At 40.2% G+C, this 23,976-nt stretch carries 24 protein-coding genes, 1 tRNA gene and 1 pseudogene; 20 read left to right on the top strand and 6 right to left on the bottom strand.

Annotated elements, in window-relative coordinates:
• Nucleotide 1: 1 nt before the first annotated feature.
• Together rbfA and truB are read left to right on the top strand one after the other, a co-directional pair.
• Nucleotides 2–442 (top strand): 30S ribosome-binding factor RbfA, encoded by a 441-nt coding sequence (gene rbfA, locus ACYVRH_RS10125; protein ID WP_461256790.1) that lies wholly within the window; start codon nt 2–4, stop codon nt 440–442.
• Nucleotides 411–1,418 carry a tRNA pseudouridine(55) synthase TruB gene (truB, locus tag ACYVRH_RS10120; protein WP_461256789.1) on the top strand — a complete coding sequence of 336 codons (1,008 nt, stop codon included), beginning with the start codon at nt 411–413 and terminating at the stop codon, nt 1,416–1,418. The genes rbfA and truB overlap by 32 nt, the downstream gene beginning before the upstream one ends.
• Before the next feature lie 2 nt (nt 1,419–1,420).
• On the opposite strand, the gene ACYVRH_RS10115 is transcribed toward truB, so the two are convergent.
• Both ACYVRH_RS10115 and ACYVRH_RS10110 read right to left on the bottom strand, forming a co-directional pair.
• On the bottom strand, nt 1,421–1,915 hold the full coding sequence (locus ACYVRH_RS10115; RefSeq protein WP_461256788.1) for an META domain-containing protein: 495 nt from the start codon (nt 1,913–1,915) through the stop codon (nt 1,421–1,423).
• 70 nt (nt 1,916–1,985) lie between these two features.
• The gene (locus tag ACYVRH_RS10110; RefSeq protein ID WP_461256787.1) at nt 1,986–2,444 is read right to left on the bottom strand and encodes an META domain-containing protein; all 459 of its coding nucleotides are present in this window, start codon (nt 2,442–2,444) and stop codon (nt 1,986–1,988) included.
• Between the two features lie 330 nt (nt 2,445–2,774).
• Between ACYVRH_RS10110 and ACYVRH_RS10105 the strand changes: the two genes are divergently transcribed.
• The 18 genes and pseudogenes from ACYVRH_RS10105 to ACYVRH_RS10020 all read left to right on the top strand — a co-directional run bounded on the left by ACYVRH_RS10105 (nt 2,775) and on the right by ACYVRH_RS10020 (nt 18,325).
• Nucleotides 2,775–3,380, top strand: coding sequence for a flagellar biosynthetic protein FliO (locus ACYVRH_RS10105; RefSeq protein ID WP_461256786.1), 606 nt, complete (start codon nt 2,775–2,777; stop codon nt 3,378–3,380).
• On the top strand, nt 3,380–4,300 hold the full coding sequence (fliP, locus tag ACYVRH_RS10100) for a flagellar type III secretion system pore protein FliP (protein WP_461256785.1): 921 nt from the start codon (nt 3,380–3,382) through the stop codon (nt 4,298–4,300). The genes ACYVRH_RS10105 and fliP overlap by 1 nt, the downstream gene beginning before the upstream one ends.
• Nucleotides 4,301–4,307: 7 nt before the next feature.
• Entirely contained in the window at nt 4,308–4,580 is a 273-nt protein-coding gene (gene fliQ, locus ACYVRH_RS10095; RefSeq protein WP_461256838.1) for a flagellar biosynthesis protein FliQ, read from the top strand.
• A gap of 8 nt (nt 4,581–4,588) precedes the next feature.
• Nucleotides 4,589–5,464: a flagellar biosynthetic protein FliR gene (locus tag ACYVRH_RS10090; protein ID WP_461256784.1), complete on the top strand. Its 876-nt coding sequence runs from the start codon at nt 4,589–4,591 to the stop codon at nt 5,462–5,464.
• Entirely contained in the window at nt 5,461–6,669 is a 1,209-nt protein-coding gene (gene flhB / locus ACYVRH_RS10085; protein WP_461256783.1) for a flagellar biosynthesis protein FlhB, read from the top strand. The genes ACYVRH_RS10090 and flhB overlap by 4 nt, the downstream gene beginning before the upstream one ends.
• Nucleotides 6,670–6,696: 27 nt before the next feature.
• Nucleotides 6,697–8,812, top strand: a pseudogene (locus tag ACYVRH_RS10080) (flagellar biosynthesis protein FlhA).
• Between the two features lies 1 nt (nt 8,813).
• Nucleotides 8,814–10,094 (top strand): AAA family ATPase, encoded by a 1,281-nt coding sequence (locus ACYVRH_RS10075; RefSeq protein WP_461256782.1) that lies wholly within the window; start codon nt 8,814–8,816, stop codon nt 10,092–10,094.
• Nucleotides 10,095–10,106: 12 nt separating this feature from the next.
• Nucleotides 10,107–11,027: a MinD/ParA family protein gene (locus ACYVRH_RS10070; RefSeq protein ID WP_461256781.1), complete on the top strand. Its 921-nt coding sequence runs from the start codon at nt 10,107–10,109 to the stop codon at nt 11,025–11,027.
• Between the two features lie 19 nt (nt 11,028–11,046).
• On the top strand, nt 11,047–11,898 hold the full coding sequence (locus ACYVRH_RS10065) for a hypothetical protein (protein WP_461256780.1): 852 nt from the start codon (nt 11,047–11,049) through the stop codon (nt 11,896–11,898).
• 17 nt (nt 11,899–11,915) lie between these two features.
• A complete protein-coding gene (gene whiG, locus ACYVRH_RS10060; protein WP_461251979.1) occupies nt 11,916–12,692 on the top strand; it encodes an RNA polymerase sigma factor WhiG in 777 nt (258 codons plus the stop codon).
• Nucleotides 12,689–14,653 (top strand): FapA family protein, encoded by a 1,965-nt coding sequence (locus ACYVRH_RS10055; RefSeq protein WP_461256779.1) that lies wholly within the window; start codon nt 12,689–12,691, stop codon nt 14,651–14,653. The genes whiG and ACYVRH_RS10055 overlap by 4 nt, the downstream gene beginning before the upstream one ends.
• A complete protein-coding gene (locus ACYVRH_RS10050) occupies nt 14,634–14,978 on the top strand; it encodes a hypothetical protein (protein ID WP_461256778.1) in 345 nt (114 codons plus the stop codon). The genes ACYVRH_RS10055 and ACYVRH_RS10050 overlap by 20 nt, the downstream gene beginning before the upstream one ends.
• An 11-nt stretch (nt 14,979–14,989) precedes the next feature.
• Nucleotides 14,990–15,607, top strand: a complete 618-nt coding sequence (locus tag ACYVRH_RS10045; RefSeq protein ID WP_461256777.1) for a hypothetical protein — start codon at nt 14,990–14,992, stop codon at nt 15,605–15,607.
• Nucleotides 15,608–15,648: 41 nt separating this feature from the next.
• Complete coding sequence (locus tag ACYVRH_RS10040; RefSeq protein WP_461256776.1) at nt 15,649–16,944, top strand: lipoprotein N-acyltransferase Lnb domain-containing protein; 1,296 nt, start codon at nt 15,649–15,651, stop codon at nt 16,942–16,944.
• Nucleotides 16,934–17,185: a hypothetical protein gene (locus tag ACYVRH_RS10035; RefSeq protein ID WP_461256775.1), complete on the top strand. Its 252-nt coding sequence runs from the start codon at nt 16,934–16,936 to the stop codon at nt 17,183–17,185. The genes ACYVRH_RS10040 and ACYVRH_RS10035 overlap by 11 nt, the downstream gene beginning before the upstream one ends.
• Nucleotides 17,186–17,368: 183 nt before the next feature.
• Nucleotides 17,369–17,441, top strand: a tRNA-Asn gene (locus ACYVRH_RS10030).
• 377 nt (nt 17,442–17,818) lie between these two features.
• Nucleotides 17,819–18,085, top strand: coding sequence for a hypothetical protein (locus tag ACYVRH_RS10025; protein WP_461256774.1), 267 nt, complete (start codon nt 17,819–17,821; stop codon nt 18,083–18,085).
• 36 nt (nt 18,086–18,121) lie between these two features.
• Nucleotides 18,122–18,325 (top strand): hypothetical protein, encoded by a 204-nt coding sequence (locus ACYVRH_RS10020; protein WP_461256773.1) that lies wholly within the window; start codon nt 18,122–18,124, stop codon nt 18,323–18,325.
• 42 nt (nt 18,326–18,367) lie between these two features.
• On the opposite strand, the gene ACYVRH_RS10015 is transcribed toward ACYVRH_RS10020, so the two are convergent.
• Genes ACYVRH_RS10015 through ACYVRH_RS10000 form a run of 4 tightly spaced genes read right to left on the bottom strand, consistent with a single transcriptional unit; the run spans nt 18,368 to nt 23,790 of the window.
• Entirely contained in the window at nt 18,368–19,870 is a 1,503-nt protein-coding gene (locus ACYVRH_RS10015; protein WP_461256772.1) for a hypothetical protein, read from the bottom strand.
• The gene (locus ACYVRH_RS10010; protein WP_461256771.1) at nt 19,851–21,569 is read right to left on the bottom strand and encodes a hypothetical protein; all 1,719 of its coding nucleotides are present in this window, start codon (nt 21,567–21,569) and stop codon (nt 19,851–19,853) included. Before ACYVRH_RS10010 ends, ACYVRH_RS10015 begins: the two co-directional genes overlap by 20 nt.
• Complete coding sequence (locus ACYVRH_RS10005) at nt 21,518–22,450, bottom strand: hypothetical protein (protein WP_461256770.1); 933 nt, start codon at nt 22,448–22,450, stop codon at nt 21,518–21,520. The genes ACYVRH_RS10010 and ACYVRH_RS10005 overlap by 52 nt, the downstream gene beginning before the upstream one ends.
• A gap of 17 nt (nt 22,451–22,467) precedes the next feature.
• Complete coding sequence (locus tag ACYVRH_RS10000; RefSeq protein ID WP_461256769.1) at nt 22,468–23,790, bottom strand: hypothetical protein; 1,323 nt, start codon at nt 23,788–23,790, stop codon at nt 22,468–22,470.
• Between the last annotated feature and the right edge of the window lie 186 nt (nt 23,791–23,976).

Genomic DNA, 23,976 nt, shown 5'->3' with positions numbered 1-23,976 from the left:
TATGGCGACTTTCAGAACCGAACGCCTTGGCCAGACGATACAGGAAAAGATAGGCTCTCTAATCCTTGAAGGAAAAATTAAAGACTCCCGCGTAAATACGTTTATTTCCATAACAAAAGCGGACGTGTCAAAAGACCTTTCATACGCCGATGTTTATGTCTCCGATATTCGCGGAAATATAACCGAAAAAGAAGTTGAAGGACTGCAAAGCGCCGCCGGATTTATTCAGTCACAGCTTGGGGCGTCAATGCATATTAGAAAAATACCGCATCTTCGTTTTCATTCCGATAAAAGCATAAGCGAAAGTTTTGAAATAATAAAAAAAATAGAGAAACTTGTCGATACGGAAAACAAAATCAACGCAAACAGCGGCGCAGAAAGCGGCGCAAACAGCGGCGCAAAAAACACAAATGGCAAAATCGGGACTGATACTGCTCAATAAAAAACCCGGCATCACTTCCTTTGAGGCGTTAGGTGAAATTAAACGCGCCCTTGGGACGGGAAAAGTAGGCCACGCGGGAACCCTTGACAAATTCGCGCAGGGGCTTTTAACGGTTCTTACGGGCAGGGCGCTGAGGCTCACCCCGTATTTTTCCCACTGCGACAAACAGTACAAAGGGCGCGTTCACTTCGGCGCGGAAACCGACACCCTCGACCCTGAGGGGCGCATAATCGCGGAAGCCGAAACGCCTTCCCGTGAAAAAGTTGAGCAGGCTATTACATTGTTTAATGGCGAAATAACGCAAAAACCGCCTATTTTTTCCGCTATTCACGTGAACGGACAACGCGCCAGTAAACTCGCGAGAAGCGGCGAAGCTCCGCAAATGAAAGAAAGAGAGGTAACCATTTACAAACTTGAACTTGAGTCATGGCAGCCCCCCTTCGCCGACATTTTTGTCCACTGTTCAAGCGGCACGTACATACGCTCCCTCGCCAGGGACATAGCGTTGGCTGCGGGAAGCAGGGGTTTTCTTTTTTCGCTTACGCGAACTCAAATTGCGGGATTTAAACTTGAAGACGCTGTTAGTGGGGAGTGGGGAGGAGAGGGTAGAGAGCGGAGAATAGAAAATAGAGAGCTGAGAGTTGGAAGTAGCGGTAATTCGTCTTCTTCTTTCCCTACTCCCTACTCCCTACTCCCCACTCCCTTTTTCTCCCTACTCCCTACTCCCTACTCCCCACTCCCCATAACCAAGTCCGTAATCGCCGCGCTTGGATTGCCGTGGTTTGAAGTTACCCCTTCTGAAGCCGAAAAAATTTTTCACGGCAAACCTCTTGCGCCGATTCTAGGAGAGAAACAGTTTTTTTCACAGAATACGCTTATAACGCATAACGCGGCGGCAGTTTTTAACGGTGAAACTCTTATCGCCGTTGTAGAAAAAATTGACAGCGCATGGAAATACGGCTGTGTGTTAGTGTGAATTTATTCCCTACCAGTTGAATACGCTAAAACTACCTGAGTACCGTCTTCTTTGGATGAATACAATTCCAGTTTTCCTTTGCGTATTTTCCAGCGAGTTGCCCTTTCTATGTACAAGAAATATTCGTGTTCTTTAATGTCATACATTTCAAATATAGGGAGCATGCGCGTACTGTTAATTTTATTGAAAAAAAGAGTATAATTTTTTTTGGCTGAATATAAACCAAAAAAATGGTTGGGTGCGCCTATGCCGGCAAAACGTTCCGTATTAAACATAATAGTATAAGAAGACTCAGGTTTATTTTTCCTGTTTATGCTGATAATAGTTTTTCCAATTTTTACTTCATCAAGATACCAGCATTTATCATGAAAGTCACTTACGTCCGTCTCGTCCAAAGGACAGTCCGAAGGACAGTCCGCAGATAAAATGTCGCTTGCGCGGGAAAATAATCCCAAAGCAAAAAACGGAAAAACGGTTTTAAAAACAATCTTTTTCATAAGTCCCCTGTAATTTAATATAAGCAAATAAATATAAAACTAATAGTAATATATTTTAAAACATAATATTTTAGTAATACACTAAAATCACATGTTCTCCGTCATCATTGGATGAATACAGTTCCAGTTTTCCATTGCGTATCTCCCAACGGGTTACCTTTTCTATGTACGTGAAATATTCGCGTTCATTAAAGTTGTCCGTTTCATATTTGGAACCTAAGCGCGTGCTTGTAACCCTTTTTAATAAAAGAGAGTGATCTTTTTTTACAGAATATGGACCAAAATAGCGGCTGTACGCGCCTATACCGGTGAATCGTTCTGAATTGAACATAATAGTATAAATCAAGCTTGGTTTATTATCCCTGTTTATTCTTATACCGGTTGTTCCTATTATCACTTCAGAAAGATACCAATTTTTGTCTTGAAACTTTAAAAGGCGCGTATTATTCACGTTTATTAGGCCGAGGGCGAAGGAAAAAGCCACAGAAAAAAATAGAAAAATTGCTATTATCAATAAAATGCTTTTCATAATTCCTCCGCAAATATATTGGAATTAAGCGGCGTTTTAATGTCGCTTATCGCGGTAGTATCCGCTGTTTTAATGGCGGATACATGAAATATAAGAATATTAAAAAATGTTCTTTGTCTTTTTTTTAGAAACACCACATTTTAAAATAAAAAATGAAAACCTGTTTTGAAGACCGATAAAAGCATAGTTTTTACTGTTTTTTTCAATATTTTCGATATTTTTTCCTGTTTTCTCTTGCCAAAAAATTAAAAAAAGTGTAAAATTAAGCAGAATCAGTTTGATCTGGAGGGGTAAAAACTGAAAATACCTAAATTTGCCCTGCTGTTATTAGTGGGGCTTCTTGTCCAAATACCGGTCTTTTCTCAGGAAGTTATACAGGAGTCTGTTCAGGAAGCTGATCAGCAATCTGCTCAGGAAACTGATCAGGAAGCCCCTGTTACTGTTGATGATCCATACAGAGCCGCAGAGCGAAATATTATTTTCGGAAGCGAACCCGCTATTCCAGCGCAGAGATCAGGCTCTTCAATCTGGATTGTAATTAGAATGATACTTGTCCTCGCCCTTGCCGCCGCGGCAATTTACGGTATTGTTTTTTTTATTAAAAGGACTTCCAAGCAAACCGCCGCAAACGACCCCTTCTTAAAAATCTTAGCAAGTTCCCATTTGGGTTTTAACCGTTATGTGCATATTGCCTCTGTCGGCTCTAAGGTTTGGCTTTTGGGAGCAAGCGAGGGAGGCGTGAATCTTATCAGCGAAATTGAAGATAAAGAAATTATAGACGCGATGCTTCTTGAAGATTCAAAAAAAAGCGCACAGCCTCAAAATCGATTTCCTGACTTTTTGTCAATGCTTCGCAGTCTTGGAACTCCGTTTCAAACCCGTTCTTCCGGTATTGATGAAATTCGCAAGCGCAGAGAAAGGCTTAAGGGGATGTGATGAGATTAACAAGAATTTTTTACAATAAATTGTCACAAACCAGCGCAAATAAAAAAAATAAGACTAATTATAAATTGGCGCTGTTTGTTTTATTCGCAGTTTTTTCCGTTCTCTTTCCCTCCGTAACAAACGCGCAGGAACTGTTTCCTGACAGGGCTACGCAGGGAACGACAAATTTGACGCCGCCTCCGGGTCCTCCTGCTATTCCTTTTATTGATTTTACAATACGAAACCCACAGAACGGGCAGGAAGTGGCGTTTTCATTACAGTTACTGCTTCTTTTAACAGTTCTTTCCCTCGCGCCAAGCATCATTATACTAATGACAAGTTTTTTGCGCGTTTCCATTGTTTTGGATTTCATAAAACGCGCCCTCTCATTACAGCAGGTTCCCCCCAATCAGGTAATATTAGGCATATCGCTTTTTCTTACCGTGCTTATCATGTGGCCTACATTTAGTAAAATTTATTATAATTCTATACAGCCGCTTTCAGCGGGTACGCTTTCGGTAGAGAACGCGTACAGGGCGGCGGTAGCCCCTTTAAGGGATTTTATGTATTCACAGATGGGAAAAAGAAGTAATGCTAGAGAACCTAGAGAACTTACAAATGGGGAAAAGAATATCGCGCTTTTTATGAGAATGAGCGGGCACGAAAACAGTCCGCGTGGGCTTTATGATGTTCCCACTTATGTTTTAATTCCGGCGTTTATTTTAAATGAACTTACTGTCGCGTTTAAAATAGGAATACTGCTTTTTATTCCATTCATTGTAATAGACTTTGTTGTCGCAAGCGCGCTTATGTCAATGGGTATGATCATGCTCCCTCCCGTTATGATCTCCATGCCATTTAAGTTAGTCCTTTTTATACTTGTAGACGGGTGGGGATTGCTGACGGAACAGCTGGTCCGTTCATTTTATTAAGGAGTGAATAATGACTATAGGTGATGTAGTAGCCGCTTTACGTGAAGGAATATTGGAAACTTTGATACTTGCAGCCCCTATTTTATTATCCGCATTGGCGATTGGTTTAATTGTCGCGATACTTCAGGCGGCAACGTCAATTCAGGAGCAGACGCTTACCTTTGTGCCTAAGTTGTTTGTTATCCTTGGAGCGCTCGCGTTATTGGGCGGGTTTATGTTCACGTCTCTTGGTGAATATACAATAAGGCTGTTTAATAGAATTCCGGATATGGCGAGGTAGGTAGAAGAGTGATAGAAAACGCGGTTTTACAGAATATTCTCACCTTTGGACCTGTTTTTCTGCTAATAGCGGCAAGAGCGTTCGCTATGATTCAAACCGCGCCTATTCTTTCGTCCGAAGCCATTCCTCAAACCGCAAAAATCGCGCTTGCCGGCCTTGCCGCTTTCGCGGTTCTTCCCACCGCAGAAATTTATCAGGCGGCTAATTCGCCTAACGGTATTGTTACCCTGCCCGGCGGCACTTTAAGCGACTTGCGTTATGAGCCATTCAGTTTTCGCTTCCTGTTGCTTCTTATTGGCGAAGGGATAATCGGCATAATTATGGGTTTTTATCTGACTGTCATTTTTGCGGCTTTTTCTACGGCGGGACAGTTTTTCTCCCTGCAAATGGGATTTGGCGCTTCAGAAACTTTTGACCCTATCGCTCAGGTTGAAAATCCGCTTATGGGCCAATATTTTAACCTTGTGTCCATGCTAGTCTTTGTAACGATTGGCGGCTTTCATCAGCTTTTTCTTGGGGGCTTCTGGCGTTCAGTGCAATCGCTCAATATCATTTCCCTGATTGACGGAAGAGAACATGTTGTTGGAATGTTCGCTTCAGGGCTTTCGCGCCTGTTCATGGACGCGTTTGTTATTTCGCTTCCAATCCTCGGCACTTTGTTTTTAACGTCTCTGACCACGGGGCTTATATCAAAAGCCGCACCTCAGGTAAATATTCTTTCGGAAGGCTTTCCCATTTCTATTACTGTCGCCTTCCTGCTTATTTTTGCGTCTCTTCCGTTTATGATAGAAGCGTTTACCCGCGTAATAGATTCCGGCTTTAAAAACATCGAAACCCTCTACATTCAAATCGGCAGGCAGATTACCGGTGGAGGCAGGTTATGAAAAAAGTGGAAGTTAAAATGAATGAATTAGAATACGCATTAAATTTTCCACCGCTCACTGCTAACTGCTCACTGCTAACTGCTCAATATCCCCTCATCGATCTCCAGTGGTTTGCCGACAGCGATGATGAAGACGCTCCCGGCAAGACAGAACCGCCCTCCGAGCAAAAGTTAAAACGGTTAAGGGAAGAAGGGCAGGTAGTAAAAAGCCAGGATCTGATCGGCGCTGTCGGTTTATTGCTTCCCGCGCTGTTATTGCTTTTTATAGCTCCTTATATGTTGAAAACTTGCGTTGAAATGGTGCGGTTTTTCTTTTTGCGCGCCGTGGAATTGGATCCGACAAAAGACGCCATTATTATCGGAAACTTTTTTATTTACTTTGCGCGGCTTGTTTTACCGATTATTATAGTCGCCCTTGTATCGGCAATATTTTCAAATGTGGTGCAAACAGGCGGCTTCCTGTTTACAACAAAAACTATTACGCCTGATTTTTCCAGAGTGCTGCCAAGATTCGGGCAGTATTTTAAGCGTATTTTTTCCATTGACGGACTTGTTAAACTTGGGATGTCGCTTGTTAAAATAGTAATTATCGGCGTTGTAGCTTATTTGTTCATAAAAGCGGATATTGGAAAACTGCTTAATTTGCAAAAAGTGGAAGTTTATCAAGGGCTTACGCTGGTAGCTACAATCGCAATACGGATGATCATAGTTGTCGCCGTTTTAATGCTTGCCCTTTCGATAGCGGATTATTTTTTCCAGCGGTTTCGCTTCCGCGAACGGCACAAGATGACGCGTTATGAGCAAAAAGAAGAAAGAAAAATGTACGAATCTGATCCGCAGGTACAGCAAAGGATACGCTCCCGTTTCCGTGAGATGTTAAAGCAGAATCTCACCGTTACGGTTCCTAAAGCTGACGTTGTAGTTACAAACCCGACGCACTTGGCAGTGGCTTTGCAATACGATAAAAGTTATATGGAAGGGCCTATGGTGGTCGCTATGGGCGCCGATGAAATGTCCGCGAGGATCAGGCGGATCGCGCAGGATAATGACGTTCCGATGGTGGAAAACAAGCCGCTTGCATGGGCGCTGTACCGTGAAACCGACGTGGGGGAAATTGTCCCTTATAAGTACTGGAATACGGTAGCGTTAATATTGAATAAGGTTTGGAGCCTTAACGAAGAACGGCGTAAAAGGATGAGCGCGTGAAAAAGTTAATTTTTATGAGGAGGATAAATGGCTGATAATCCGTTAGAGCAAGGCAATGCAGGCGTTAACGTGTTGGGCTTTTTAAAAAATAACTTTCCCGCAGTAGCCGTAATTACTATGGTACTTGCGATTGTTCTTCCCCTGCCCACTTTTATTCTTGACGCGCTTATGGCTATTAATTTAATCTTTTCCCTGATACTTCTGCTTAGCGTGCTTAGCACGCAAAGACCGACAGAGTTGACTCTTTTCCCGACATTTTTGCTTGTTTCCACGGTATTCAGCCTCGCTTTGAACGTATCGTCCGCGCGCCTTATTCTTACGCAAGGTTCTAATTTTAACGGGCGGATGATTAAAGCGTTTTCCAGCTTTGTTGTGGGATCGGGCGGCGTTCAGGGCATTGTCGTCGGCACTATCATCTTTATCATTATTATATTGGTGCAGGTAATTGTTATTACAAAAGGTGCGACCCGCGTATCTGAAGTTGCGGCGCGTTTTACTTTGGACAGCATGCCGGTAAAAATGATGGCGGTAGATACCGAATACAGTTCCGGCGCGATTACCGAAGAAGAGGCTAAAAACAAAAAAGCCCAAATACAGATGGAATCTGATTTTTACGGATCAATGGACGGAGCGAGTAAATTTATTTCAGGTAACGTAAAGGTTGGAGTTTTTATCATTATTATTGAAATGTTGGGCGGGTTCATTATCGGTTCCGCGCTGTACGGCCAGCAAAGCGGGATAAGCGTTTACATCGCCCTTGCCATAGGAGACGGGCTTGTTACCCAGCTTCCCGCTCTTCTTGTTTCCGCAGCAATGGCCCTTATTGTTACAAGAGCCGCCGCGACAGGCGTTCTTGCCGATCAGATTGTCGATCAAATCCTGAAGCGCAATTCGTCACTTTATTGGGTATGCGCCGCAGTTGTCGCGGTTCTCGGCTTCCTGCCGGGCTTCCCTTGGTATTTGCTTTTCCCGATGGCGGCTTTAATCGCGTTTCATGCGTATGCAAGAGGCCGCGATCAGAAAAAGGCGGTTGTTATTAGTCAAAAAGCCGGAAAAGCCCGTGAACAAGGCGAAAAACCGGCGGAGTTTCCCCCCGTTGTCCCTTTGGACGCGCTCTCGCTGGAACTTGGCTACGGGCTTGTGCCGTTAGTTGAAAAGGAAAAAGGCGCGGAACTTCTGGAAAGGGTTATGAACGTAAGAAGCCAGTCAGCCTATGATCTTGGGCTTGTTATTCCCAAAGTGCGCATAATTGACAATTCCATGCTCGCGCCTTCCGAATACTGTTTTAAAATTAAGGGAGTTGATTCAGGGCGCGGCAAAATCCGTCTTGGTTACTATATGTGCATCAATCCCGGAATGGTTACGGCTGAATTGGAAGGCGAAAAGAGTCAACTCCGCTTTTGGGATACCGGCAATTTGGATTGAACAGTCAAGGAGGGACGAAGCGGAACGCGCCGGGTACACGGTAGTTGATCCGCCTTCGATAATAGCCACTCATTTAACTGAAATTATCCGCCGCCATGCGGCTGATATTCTTGGCTTGCAGGATACCCAGGTGATTCTGGATACCCTAAAGAAAGATTACCCCGCCGTTGTTGACGAAGCGCTGAGGGAAGGCAAGGGGTTGCGCGTAACGGAAATTCAAAAAGTGCTTCACGGCTTGCTGAGGGAAAGGGTATCTATCCGCAATCTTGTTTCAATTCTTGAAGCAATTGCCGATTATGCGCCTGTTTCCAAAAATATCTGGTTCCTTACTGAAAAAGCGCGGCAGGCCCTCGCTAATCAGATATGCAACCAATATGCAGATGAAGACAAAAGACTGCGCGTTCTTACAATTGACCCCGCTCTTGAACAAAGAATCATCGACGCTAAATATGAGACAGCCTCAGGGATTGTCTGCGCCCTTGATCCTCCTACGCAAAAAGCGTGGATTAAATCGGTTGCAAAAGCTGTAGCTGCGGTTAAGGAAAAGGGATGGATGCCCGTTATTCTCTGTTCTGAACAGGCGCGTTTCCTTGTTAAAAATTCAACGGATCGCGAATTGCCGGATTTGGCGGTTCTTTCCGTCCCCGAAATTGTTACGGGAATTATTCCTGAAGCGGTTGGGATGATAAGAATAGAAGATAATATGGCGGAGCAATAAAATGGATATTTTGATTGAACAAGGCGAAAGCCTGCTGGAGTGCAAACAAAAAATTTATGAAAGATACAAACGTCCTTTCCATATTCAAAGCCGTAAAGAGATCAGGCTTGGAGGGTTTTTAGGCTTGTTTACAAAACCAGGCGTTCAGGTTGAATTTTATTTTCCGCCGCAAAGGCAAAATAACCCGCCTTATGATTATAACGCCCGGCTTCCGCTTTCACAAAATACAGGTATGCAATATGCGGCAGGAGATTTGTTTTCGGAAAAAAATCTTGAAGAGGCAAAACAAAAGGTTATTGAGACTGCCAGAAAAAACATCAGCGAAATATCAGCAAACGGCAGGGAGGCTTCCCAGCAGATTTTAGACGCGCTGAAGGAAATAAAGGAGAAGGTGGAAAATACGGGCAAAAGGGAAGATCATCCCTCTTTTGTCCGCGTGACGGAATTATTAAAGGCAAATGATTTCTCGGAAAAATACATTAACGGAATGTTGGAAAGACTGCGAAAAGATCTGTCTCTTGAACAGTTGGAAAATTTTGACGTTGTGCAAGAGCGTATTCTTGAATGGATAGGGGAGAGCATCAGTATTTATAAAGAAGAAGCCGTTATGCGCAAACCAAGAATCATGGTTCTTGTAGGCCCTACGGGAGTCGGAAAAACAACAACGATTTCAAAACTGGCGGCTATTTACGGCATAGGGACTGATGAAATTCCCGCTGTTGACGTAAGACTGATAACGATTGACACATTCCGTATTTGCGCCAAAGAGCAGCTTGAACAAATTGGGAGCATTATGCAGATACCGGTTTCATGCGTTTTAAACAAGCAGGATATAAAAAAAGAAATCGCGCTTTACAGCGACGATATTGATTTGTTTTTAATAGACACTATAGGCAATAGTCCCAAGGATTCTTCAAAGATAGGCGAAATGAAGGAGATTCTTGACGGGTGTCCCAAGAACGCGGAATATCATCTTGTTATAAGCGCGGCGACAAAAGCAAGCGATATAGAAGAAATAATGCGGCAGTTTGAGCCGTTTAATTATAAATCTGTTATACTTACTAAAATGGACGAGACCGGCAGTTACGGGAATATAATTTCGGCCCTTGCGGAGAAAAGAAAAAGTATTTCTTTCATCACTAACGGGCAGGCTGTTCCCGAAGATATAAGAAGGGCGTCTGTTTTGCGTTTTCTTATTAATCTTGACGGTTTTAAAATAAACCGTGATAAAATAGAGAAGCGTTTTCCTTCTGGAGAAGCGGATCAATTTAAGTGGAGATAGATAGGGGTAAATATGGAAGATCAGGCTGAGAAATTGCGGGAAATTATGAAACGGAAAAAAGACGGTACAGGCTCGTCAAGAGCGTCGTCTTCAAAGTCGAATGTAAAGCCGGCTGATAAGGCCCGCGTTATTACCGTCACTTCAGGCAAGGGCGGCGTGGGAAAAACCAACCTTTCCGTAAATATGGCTCTCGCGTTCGCAAGGTTGGGAAGAAAAGTGGTTGTAATGGACGCCGACCTTGGGCTTGCCAACGTCAATGTAATGCTCAATATGATCCCCAAGTACAATCTGTACCATGTTATTAAAAAGCAAAAAACAATACGCGAAATTCTTGTGGAGACGGAATACGGCATATCCATCGTAGCCGGAGCTTCAGGCTTTTCTCAAATAGCCAACATGAGCGAAGAGGACAGAAAAGATTTTATCGCCGAACTTGATTCGCTATCAAACGCGGACATAATCATCATTGACACAAGCGCGGGCGTATCCAGTAACGTTTTGGATTTTATCGCCGCTGCGGACGATGCCGTTATTATCACTACTCCAGAGCCGACCGCGATTACTGACGCTTACGGAATAATTAAAATCATCGCTACTGAGTATGACTCGGTTAATATGGGTTTAAAACTTGTCGTAAACCGCGCAAAAGGCGCGGCGCAGGCAAAAAGCGTCGCCGACAGAATGATCAATATCGCAGGCCAGTTTTTAAATTTAAAACTTGATTATCTGGGATTTATTTATGACGACGTGTCAGTCTCCCATGCCGTGCTAAGGCAAAAGCCTTTTATGGTAGTGGATCCAAAGTGTAAGGCAAGCATCTGCGTTCAACATATCGTGGAGCGCATGGACAGGAATAAACCGGGAGAAGCCGGCGGTTTTGGAGCGATGTTTAAAAGGCTTTTCAAGTCTTCACAGAATGAAACCACCGTATAAAAAATAAAAGGAGCAAGGTATGGCTAATTTAAAATGGGGTTCAATATCAGCAATTTGCGCTTTAGTTATTTCAATCCTTCTTGGCATGATTTCCGGAGTAGGCACAGTTCATATTATTCTCAGAGCTTTGATTTTTTCAGCTGTTTTTTTTGGGATTGGTTTTGGCCTGCGGTTTGTTTTGGACAGTTTCTATCCTGAGGTTTTAGTAACAAACGAAGAAATTGTTCCTCCCGAAATTAATGAAGCCGGCGGACATATAAGTATAGCTATGGATGGTATGGGTGAATATGCCGTGCCTGAATTATTTAATCAGGGTAATCCTGAGGAATTGGGCAATGTAGAAGCCCTTGTTTCCGGCGCTTTTAAGCCCCGTACCGTACAGGATGACTTAAATTCAAGCGGAAATCAGTCTGAATACCCCAGTTTTGACTTCTCTATGACATCTGAGGGTATAGACCGAAAGAATGAAGCAGGTTATAATAATACTGGAGAAGTTCAAGATGATTCGTTTTTTGAAAGTGAGGTCGAAGAATCGGCTAACTTTCCTGAAACGTCCGGTTTTGAAAAACCTGAGGTTAATAAACCGGCGGCTTTCCAGCCGCAGTTTACCCCAAGTTTTGGGGATGATTCAGGATTGGGGGGATTGCCAGATTTGGATATGATGGCAATGGCGTTTTCATCCAATTATAGCGGAACCCCCGCTCCTGCCGCGCCTTCGGCGGCGTCTGCGCCGGCAATGCGTCCGGTTGAGGACTCCTCCTCTGAGCCGGATCGCAGCCAGTATAAGGGCAATAAGCCTCAGACGTTGCAGGGTGATTTTGACCCGCAAAGTATGGCGCAAGGCATTAGAACGGTATTAAGTAAGAGTTAAGAGGGAAAGGTTTGGGAATGCCGGAAGAAAAAACAGAAGAGGAACTCTGGCAGCAGTACCGAAAAAATCGGGATCCTGCGATACGGGAGGCCTTCATAAAACAATACGCCCCGCTTGTAAAATATGTGGCCGGAAAAGTCGCGGTTGGAATGCCCAACAATGTTGAATTTGACGACCTTGTAGGCTATGGGGTTTTTGGACTTATTGACGCGATTGATAAATTCGATCCTGAAAAAAACGTAAAATTTAAAACTTATGCCGTTACGCGCATAAGAGGCGCTATTTTTGACGAATTGCGCTTAATTGATTTTGTTCCGCGTTCCGTCAGGCAAAAAACCCGCGAAATAGAAACGACTATTTCTTCTTTGGAAGCGCAGTTGGGCAGAACGGCATCCGATCAGGAAATTGCCGGTGCCCTTGGCATAGACGAGCAGGAATACATGAAAGTGATTCAAAAAATATCAGGCACATCCATAATTTCTTTGAATGATTTATGGTACTCAGGCGATGATAATGACAAAGTGTCCATTGGCGACAGTATTGAATCTCCTTCCAGTTTAAATCCCGACGTAGTGGTGGTTAACGAAGAAATCCGCAGAGTTATTGTCGAAGCGATAAACGAACTTCCCGATAAAGAAAAGAAAATTTTGGTTCTCTATTATTATGAAGATTTAACTTTAAAAGATATTGGACGCGTGTTGCAAGTAACGGAGTCCAGAGTTTCGCAGCTGCATACGAAAGCCGTTCTTCACTTAAGGTCAAAGTTAACGAATATCAGAAAAGGTATTGTATGATCGATTTTATCCAGTTGCAGGAAATTGTAAAAGAGCATCTGGAACATGACAGGGCGATTCAGTCTGTGGACGCTAAAGGCCCCACGCTGGAAGCCGCCGTTAATGAAGCCGCCGCCCTGCTTGATACTTCCATCCGCCGTCTTGATTATGAAATCATTGAAAGAGGTTCGTCCGGCTTTATGGGCGCTGGAAAAAAAGACTGGGTAATACGCGCTTATGAGCGCACTCAGGTTAAAAAGGCGAAACACGCTCAAGAGGATATTGTTGGCGAAGACGATGAAAAAGTTCAGGTTATTCAAGATAAAGACGGAGACGTATTTGTACAATGCTGGCCTGACGGAGTTTATCTTAAAGTTATGCCGCCTGTCGGTAATGGCAAAAGAGTATTTTTAACTCACGCGATACAGGCGCTTCACACCAAGAATATTCTGGAGTTCGATAACGACCTTGTTGACACGCTTGTAAATAAAGCTTCTGGAATGTATGTAAAGGTGGCTGACTTTAATCATAATCCGGCGAATGACAGTATGGCTAACATTGAAGTTGACGATCCGGAAATGAAAGTTACTGTTATTATTATTCCTCCTGGTGACGGCGGCGCGGATTTAACGGTTGATTCATTAAAAAGCCTGCTTGTACAGCATAGGGTATACCATGGGGTTAAAGAGGAATTCCTTGAAGGATTTTTAGACAAACCTTCTTACAGGGAAAAGGTAGAAATAGCTGAAGGCATAAAACCAGTTAACGGAAAAGACGCGTATATTCATTATTTCTTTAAAACGGATCAAACGCAAATAAAGTTAAAAGAAGGGGCTAATGGAAGGGTCAATTTTAAAGAACTTGATATTATTCAAAACGTAGTTCAAAATCAGCCTCTCGCTAAAAAGATACCTCCCGAAGACGGCATAGACGGAAAAACAGTTACAGGAAAGATTCTTCCCGCAAGGGCCGGAAACGATATACCGATGCCTGTCGGAACACATGTGCATGTAAACGATGACGGTGATACTATTCTTTCCGATATAAACGGCCAGGTAATAATCGCGAACGGAAAAATCAATGTAGAGCCGATTTTAAATATTGAAGGCGATGTTAACCTGAAAACGGGAAATATTATTTTCCTTGGAACGGTTGTAATAAGCGGCAATGTTGAAGACGGTTTCTCGGTAAAAGCCGCCGGAAATATTGAAGTAAAGGGAACTGTCGCAAAAGCGGAACTTGACGCGGAAGGCGATATAATTATTTATCAGGGCATTAACGGAAAGAGCGGAGAGAAAAAAATTCGCGCGGGGCGTTCAATTTGGTCGCGCTTTATTGAAAACGCGAATGTGGAAGCCGGGAATATGGTCGTTGTTGCCGACGGAATAATCAATTCAAACGTAGACGCGATAAAGAGCATTGTTTGCATGGGTAAACGCGCAAATATCATGGGCGGGCGTCTGCGCGCGGGAGAGGAAATAAACGCCAAGGTTCTTGGCAATGCAACAAGCGGAACCGAGACAATCTGCGAAGTTGGTTTTGATCCCCATAGTAAGCTGGAACTGGAACGCCTCCTTGAGATGAAATCGACATCTGAAACAGAATTGGAAGCAATCAGACTGGATTTGCAAACCTTAATCAATACAAAGAAACAGCGAAAGACCTTGCCTGAAGATAAAGAAGCGTATATGCAGGAATTAATGGAACGGCGGCAAATATTAACTGATGAATTAAAAGACATAAATGACAGCATTCAAAAAGTTCAGGAATTTATGAATCAAATACAGGTTCGCGGACGGGTATCCGCGTCTACAAAAGTATGGCCGGGCGTAAAAATATGGATTCGGGACATTAAAGAAGATGTAAAAACGGATTATCGCGCGACAACTTTTATTCTTGATAACGGGCTTATCAGGGCGACCAAGTATGAGGAACCTGACGATCTTGCGAAGAAGGGATTAGATGGCTATAGCGCCGATTGATTTGCAGGCTATTTTTTCACAGGTTGACAAGGTAGGGAAAACCCAGGCCGCGCAGAGGGAGGGGCAAGCGCTTCATCAGGCGATTGTAGGCGTACAGCTTCAACGTAAGACGGAAGAAAATATACAGCAGGTGAACGAGGCTCAGAATACGGGAGAAGGAGCGGAAAAAGTTAAGGATCGCGATGCGGAGCATAAACAGAAACATAATTCAGGCGGCAAGAGCGGCAGGAACGATGAAAGTAAAGAAGACGAGAACGCGGAAGAAAAGCAATTTTCTGTTTTACATGACCCATATTTGGGCAAGAAAATTGACATAAGCCTTTAGTACGGAGTACAATGAATATTTTTTTTATAGTATCAATTATTTGTCTGGCCGCCTGTTTCGTCATGTTTTTTTATTTAAAATGGTATGTTAAAAACCGCACGTCCGCCTCGGGACTTGAAGAACATAGGGCGGAAGTAGCCAAATTAATTGTTGACATTAATCAAGTGACGGATAGAAATTTACAGCTTGTAGAAGACAGTATTTCCAAACTTAAAAAATTTCTGGAAGATGCCGAAAAACGGATTGCTGAGTATAAGGACGCGATTCAAATTAAACCTTCCGGCGATGCCCTTTATACGAATCTTGGACGCGGCATTCGCGCCGCATTAATAAATCCCGCCGACCAAATGCCGCCGCCTCAGTTGCGGAACGAACATCCGTTAAAATCGCGCCAATTATCATTGGAGACTCAAAGATCATCTGAATTTTTTGAAACATCCGCTAAATCTGAAAACAAAACGGCTCAAGGCGCGCCTGTTGTTCAGAAGCCCCCCTCAAAGAAACAGCTCCGAAGCGCTATTGACTTGCTTGCCAATGAGGGGCTTCCTGCTGAAGAAATAGCGTCCCGTCTTGATATAAGCATCGCGCAGGTAAATCTTGCGATGAATTTACGCCGTACAAAACGATAACACGTATTGAAAAACTTTAAATGATAATGCACACTTACAATATGGTTAAGAAAATTGCATTTATATTTTTACTGTTTGTCATTGCCGCGAGTTCGGCTTTTTCCGCGCCGGGCGACAATCTTACGCTTAAAATTGCCGTAATGGGACCGGGGGATCAACTGTATTTTTGGTGGGGGCATATCGCCCTTATTGTGGAAGATTCTTCCGACAACACCAGTTATTTTTTTGATTACGGATTATTTTCATTTGATAATGATAATTTCTTTTATAACTTTGCTTTTGGCAGGTTGTTGTACAGTTGCGGCGTTTCTCGCTCTGAAAGAAATTTAGATCTATATAAAAGAAAAAACCGCGATATAACGGTTTATACGTTAGACCTTCCGCCCGAGACTAAAATAAAAGTCAGGGATTTTGCCGTGCGTAATGTTCTTCCTGAAAACCGTGATTATTATTACCATCATTTCAGGGATAATTGTTCGACAAGGATCAGGGATATAATTGATCTTGCGACAGACGGGCAGTTTAAAAAAGAATTTGAAAATGTAAACGGCGGTTTTACTTTACGGAATCATGTGCGCCGCCACACATGGTTTTCGCCCGTAGTAGACTGGTTTTTAAATTTCTTAATGGGACAGAGCATTGATACGCAAATCAGCATATGGGAAGATATGTTTCTTCCCGCGGAAGTCGGCAAAAGAATAGAAAATTTCTGGTATACCGACGCTAATGGCAACAGGCGAAAGCTGGTATCGTCCGTTGAAATTGTAAATAAATCAGTAGGTCGTCCTATAGTTCTTGAAAAACCGCGAAAACAATGGATACGGGAACTTGTATTCAGTCTTGCGTTATCTGCTATTTTTTGTTTCTTTTTCTTTTTACAGGCAAAAAACAAAAAGGCGGGCAGAGTATTAGCCGGAATCAGCATGAGTTTGAGCGGCCTTTTTTTCGGCACTGTCGGTCTTCTTCTGTATTTTATGAGTCTTTTTACAAATCATGATTACACCTATCATAATATGAACATGATTTTTTGCACGCCGCTTCTTCTTGCCGCAGTCCCTTTTGGAATAAGTTATGCGGCAACTAAAAATCAAAAGAAACTGAAGGTTTACGGCGAATTATTAAGATTAATCTGGTTTTTATCAGTATTAGGCGTATTTATATCAATGTTAATTAAGATATTGCCCGGTTTTTATCAGGATAATCTGACGGATCAGATGTTAATTCTGCCCATAGCCCTTACATTTACATTACAGCCAAACGGCCTTAAAGAAATGTTAAACAAGTATTTCCCAGTGAAAAAACATTCCACCCCCTCCGGAGACAAAAATGGCTCTTAGTAACGAGTGGCAAGAAATCAAGTACAAAGAAGTATTTGAGCAGGAAACGACGGGCCTTACGCGCCGCCTTATTTCTGATCCCGAATGTAAAGCGGAAGATTTGGAAGCGATTTTAAAAAACCTATATATTATGGAAGGCGCGAATCATATTGGCAGAGGCCCGCTTCAAGATACAATAATGGCCGCCACAATAGCCGCCTACGAACATTTTATCGCCAAAATGAAGGCGAAGGCGCAATAAATTCGTTTTTTTTGTAACCTTTTACCCCCTATATGGTTGTATAGTTACCATACTAGTTTTGTTTCACGTTCCTCCTCTTTCTCCTTTTCCCCGGAGTTACTCCTTTCTCCGGGGTTTTTTATGCCTTTTTCATATTTTAACATATTGACATTTTTTTTAAAATTTAATAAAGTGAGGTAAATATCCCCTGTAGCTCAGCTGGCAGAGCAAGTGGCTGTTAACCACTGGGTCCGTGGTCCGAATCCGCGCGGGGGAGCAACCAACCGCACGCCGAAGGCGTGTAGATGAACAATCCCAAACGCTCCGGCGCCGAATCAGTCCCCCACGACGAAAAAATGAGGCTGGCTTTAGACAGCCGTTCGCGCCGTGGTCAAAGCGAGGTATTCGCCACTTTTTATTAATGTAACAAAATAGCGATCTTTTTCTGTACTAACCAACCGCACGCCGAAGGCGTGTAGATGAACAATCCCAAACGCTCCGGCGCCGAACAAGTCCCCACGACAATAAAATGAGGCTGGCTTTAGCCAGCCGTCCGCGCCGCAGTCAAAGCGAGGTATTCGCCACTTTTTATTAATGTAACAAAATAGCGATCTTTTTCTGTACCAACCAACCGCACGCCGGTAGGAGGCTACTATGGCGGTCAAGGTTGGCAAGTATCACCTTTTCCAAAGGCGGTTAGAGAACGGCACATTCTGGTACTATTGGTATTATGATGAAACCGGAAAGCAGGTTCAGAAAGCGTGCGGCTACGGATGCGAAAGCAAACGGGACGCAACCGCCTTTCTGGAAAATCTTTTGCAGTCGGATCTGCTCAATGAAAAACGTAAAGATGAATTAAAAAAAAACTTCTTCCAATTCGCGGAAAATTTCTTTCTCGAAGGGGCTGCCCACCTTGAGTGATGGAAAGCCAAAGGCCATATCCTTAAACCACAAACCGTGCAGACGAAGGAGCTTTTTAACAGAAAAGCCGGAGAAGTTTATGAACGGCTTGAATCGCTCCATGAGATGATTGTACTGCGATTGCCTACATGGTGGGAAAAAGTCTGCATATTGTTTAAGAGGGTTTTGGAAAAACTGCTTCCTTTTCTGTCGTTTAAATTGATCGCCGGAAAGAAAGCCCCTCAAGAGCTTGCCGCTTAAGAAAAAATCCAAAAGAAAGGCCGTCCTTCCGGACGGCTTTTTTTATCTGGTATTACCCTGTGTACTTTGCCATTGTAGATATTCCGCAACCGACATGACAGGTAAAACAAAACCTGTTATATTTTGCGGATTCGAAATTTGCTCCCAAACTATTCCTTCTATTTTTGGCGTTAATGTATCGGTAATATCTTTAAGTGGTATATTGTTAAATGAAATATTTCTAAACGCGGCGTTTTCATAATATTTCTGTTGAGCTATAATTTGATCTGTTGATTTTAAATATACAGATAATTGACGTTGAATCTTATTGATACGATCTCCAAAATCGTCATATAAACCGAAGCCTAATCTGATAATATATGATATTCCAGCATAATCATAAGGACTATTCATATGACGACCAAAAACTTTAGGGATTTTTACAACATTAACCCATGATTTATTTTCCGCATTTGTTCGTACCAATTCCCATTCATCAAGTATCTTTTTATAAACCAGTAAGGCAGTTCTGTTTGGAACTAACTTAACACCCGGTTTTACTGTAATTGAAACGCTTCCCGCACCGGACATATCTATTTTATCTTCTATAACGCTAAAATCGTAAACCACAATTAAGAAGTTTTTATCAAGATAGGCGTTTAATTCAGTGAATATTTTTTTCCATTTATCTATATGTGTTTGCGCATAATTCGCGCGTTCCCTAATACTGGCGCCTGTCGGAACCGTAAATACATTTTGTATGTTGCGGTCAGCTTCGGTCTTTGTCGTATTTGAGTTAAGCGCTTCTGTAAAAAAAGCCAATGCCTCAACCTCATTACCGGCCTTTGCCGCCGCCGTTCCTCTTGCAAGCTGCGCTGTTGCCCGTACATCAATTTCCTGAACAGCAAGCAATGACCGTTCGCCTTCATCAGTCAGTTCAATTCCCATACCCACAAGAAGTTCCCGTACCGCTTCTTTTGTTGCAAGTCCGCTTTCAATATCGTTAAGTAAATATGACTTGTCAAATGCGGCCTTAATTTCATTTGTTTCCGTATTATTAATTCTGAAACTGATGTTGTAGCGCCCGGAAATATTTTGTATTTTTCCGGCAACAATGTATTTAGCATTAGTCAAATTGCCAATCTTGATATAATCGTTGTCCGAATAATTGCCTGATAAAGACAGACTTTGTTCTGCAAGAACAAGCTTCTCATTTGACCTGTCAAGCACAGTCATAGCGGAATATTTTGAAATATCTCCTGTCATACGGTCTTGAAAGAATTGAGGCAACCAATTATCACTTATCGATGTGCTATTAAGTGATGGAGTGGGAACCGCGATTGTAATGCCTTTGCCGCCGTCACCTGTAAACGGCATCTTTGGAGTTCTTGCAGTCCTGACATTTGATTGTTCGTTTGATCCTTTATTTACTACTTTATCAGACGCTTCAGATGAGGGTGTTGTAAAACAGGCGGATAAAACTATAGAAATGAAGGCTATAGATAAAATTAAGATATAGGCATTTATATTACCAAACTTATTCTTCCTATTGAACATTAAATTCATTCTCCAACTCCTTATATTCTTTATATACATCGTTAATGTCCTTTTTTCCGGAATCAGTACATTCTTTCCATTTTTTCTTTTCTTTAATGTATTTAATCCTTTTGTTTATGCCAAAAATCAATAATGTTAATGGAATAATCAAGACTGTAAAAATAGGAACTATAGTATTAATAATATCATTTGTTTTTGGTATATAACTTTCTGCTAATAACATAATAACTAAAGAAATTAATAGATAGAAAAATAAAGTTAATAACCATGATGACGGTAAAATATGCCTAAAAAATCCTTTGCGGTCCTTATATTTTTTTGCAATGTTAATTCTGTCATCAGTCCGCAAGTATTTATATCGATCTTCTTTACTTTCAGGTTTTTTTACTTCTTCGATTATCTTTTCGTCTGGTAATTCTTCAGTTTTGTTTTCAGGTAATACGGTATTTTCATTATTTTCCGGAGTATCTTCATAATTTTTCAATTTGGGTATGTCAAAAATCGCTCCGTCAATAGGTTTAAATGAATCTGTAGCTACCTTCATTTTTTGCCCAGTCAAATACAAACAAGCCCCATAAAAAATATTTGCCAATACCTGGTTTTCGATATATGGTGATTCAATGGAATTTAATTCTTTTTTATTTTGTTTATACCCGATATTTTGTATATAAAGACAATGATCATCAGCAAAATAAAAATTAAGTTCATATTCGTTAATAATTTTTTCCCAATTTAAATAAACATTTTTATTTTTTATTATATATATTCCTTTAATTGTTATTAAAAAGAATTCTTGCCACGAAGATAAAGCTGTATAATCACTCGCAATAAGAATTCTATCATTTTCAGATATTTTTAATATGCTTCGTAATCTTGTTTCAATATCTAATGGAATTTTACCCCAATAAGTTTTCTTTCCAAGTATTTTTTTCCCGTTCTTTTTAATTATATTATTAATAAATTTCTCAAAAAGATTAATCCTGTCATCAACGGGGAAAGAAAAGTATTTTAATGCCTGGAAATCATCCAATTGTTCTAAATCAATATTAAGTTTGTATAGTTGATTCGTTTTTATTATATTATCAATTATTATATTATTAATAATTATATCATTGTGTTCATTAAAATATTCTTTACATAGCTTTATTAGTTGTATTATAAAAATATCTAATTTAATTATAGGAATAGTTTTTACTGTCTCATTAACTATTGCTTCAAATTTATCCGACATTATCGCTTTTATGAGAATTTCTGATTTTTCTGATATTAATAAATTAGTTAATCTATTTAAATGTAAATTATAAAGTTCATTCAATATTTTATCATTAAAAGTATTGTTTATTTCAATATCACATTTTAACAGAAGTTCTGATAATTTTATAAAAATATCTATATCAAGATTTTCATCTTTAAAATTTAACAATATTGCCTGTTTAAATAATTCTTTAAATTCAGGATTATTTATATTATTCTTAATATAATCAATATGATCATTTAAACTATTCTCATACTCTGAAATATCAGTATCATTTTCATCAGAATTAATTAGAAAAGTATCTAGGGTCATATATGCGTCTAATAAAGATGATATGCAAATAGATGACATTTCCTTATTAAAACCCGGAATATACTCATTAACTCGAACTGTAAAATCATTTATACTTGCGATATTTTTTTTGTTCCACCATAATTTGCTATTAAATTCCATTTTAATATAATCTTCCAATATATTGGTTCAAACGGAAAAATATTTAAACATTTCAATGAACCTACTACTAATTCCATTTCATCTTCAATTGCGGTTCTTTGCATGTTTTCATAATATGATTCCGCAGAAATTTTACACTCAAGCATTTGTGTATAATTAAGTATATCAGGCGAATCTTCCTCAAGAATCCAATAATTTAATTTCTCAATATGTACATCATACATACGCCAAAAAATAATAATCCAATAATTAATAATATTCTCCAATGTGGATTTTTGATTATAATAATCATTCATTTTTTTATTTGTTGATATATTATCTTTAAAATTTCCGACAGTATTAATCACGCTATGAATTAACCCAGTCCCTAAATTACCCAATTCTGCCCCTATTGCCGAACCGACTGCCCCCTTAAATCCAAAACCTATTCCAAACATCCTGCCCCTGTTTTCTTTTCTTAATGCTCTATATGCTTCTGATTCAATCTGATCAGAAGTTAATCCTCCCCAAACTGATTTTATATCATCAAAAATACTATTAAATAACTGTCCAAATTCATTATTTAAATCTTCAATTATATCTTTCTTTTTATAATCATATACTTTATAATTAGCAAAATCTGTTAAAAACAATTCAGCTAATGCATCCAATATATTCAACCATAAATCAGGATATCCATCAATAATATTTTCAAGGTTTTTCCTGCTCCAATACCATTTTTTGATCGATTCACATGACGAATCAAGAAAAGATTGAAATACAATTATTTTCGACCATGAAAACGTTTTTAAAATTGAAATACCAACCGGGGTTATCTCACCTGTTTCTGAAAATAAATTAAGATCGATATCGTCCTGCTTATTAAAGTTTATTTTTTCCATTTTAATACTTTATCCTTCTATTTTTTATCCAATACTATTTCAAAATATGGATCATATACAGGAACTGTTCCTGCCGGAAACGAAAACTTTAACTTATTTTTAGTCGCGTTCATATAAACCGAATTTGAAAATACATCTTTAAACAACAACGCGTTTATTTTAAGTCTCATATTAAGTTTAGAATCTTCGATTTTTATTTCAGTCTTAAATTCACCATAATCTTCTTTTGGAAAAGTTAAAGTATTTAAATTTTTCAATACTAACTTTTTAAGCTCATTTTTTTCAGGTAATTTCTTATTGTCTGGATTTGACTCAATTACCGCATCAACATAAACATCTATAAAAATATCATAATTTGCGGATGCATAATATTCAAAATATATGTCAGTTAATTTTTTTATATTTTTTTTAAAATCTACGGAAACAAAAACAGGTATTCTGGCATAATAACGGGTTTCTCCTGCATAATCGGAAGGAGTTAGTTGATATACATCTTTCAAACCGATCCAATGTCCGGCTATTTGATTTAACGATTTTAAGTCATTAAAAACCACTTTTTCCCAAACATCCGGTGTTTCAAGGTATGGGCTTAAATCAATACCCAAATCAACATATCTATTTTCAGATTCATCAATTTTTGCTAATAAATTAAGAATTGTAAGAATTTTTTGTTTTTCTACATTGTTCTTTGCCTTACCAAAAAGATTTATTAATGTTTTTACGTCGCCTGCAGGTAATATTATTTTATGGGTGTTTAAATATTCAATAATCGCTTCAGTATTATTTGAGGTTATAATATCTTCTCTATTTACCCAATATGGCCAAATATTATGATTTTTAGTTATTTCTTCAGCAATTTTATAATAGCCTTTACGCATTGCAATATAGTAAGCATCCTTTTCAACATCGTCATTTTGAACAGGCTCTCCTCTCGTCTTGAAAGCCGTATAGGACTTCTCTCCTTTTTTAAGTAATTTTTGTACCTCTTTGAGATTCCCTTTTTCAGCGGCTTGATACAGGGGCGGAATACTTTCGTTTATTGTTTTTGGCTGAGCCAACGGGCTTATAGGATTAGTTTTATCCTCGCTTGTTTCTTCAGGCATGCTTACGGTTTCTACTCTATTTTCTGTGGGAGTGGCAGGAATGATAATGAATAATGTCCAAAATCCCCCGTACAATAAAGTTGTAACTATCAATGTTCCAATAGGCTTTTTTGCTCCGCGAATAGCTCCACGGATAAATCCGTATAACCCAACAGGATATAAAAAAATTAACAAGAGCCTGATAGCCCATGTACGGTCAAACCATCTTTTCTTTTTTTCTACTTCGTTTTCTGACATACAAAACTCACCACTTAAAATTCCACCGAGTAATTATTATCTCAAGAGTTACAAATAAAACAATTTTCCGCTTTTTCATTCCTGTTCCTTTACGTTTATGCCTGACAAAAACTGTAAACTACAGCGACTTTCATAAGGCAACCATAATGACTATCTAATGGTATAGGTATTTATCAAAATAGTCAA

This window comes from Treponema sp. R80B11-R83G3, from assembly GCF_054786115.1.
This window is presented reverse-complemented; position numbering and strand designations above follow the sequence as displayed.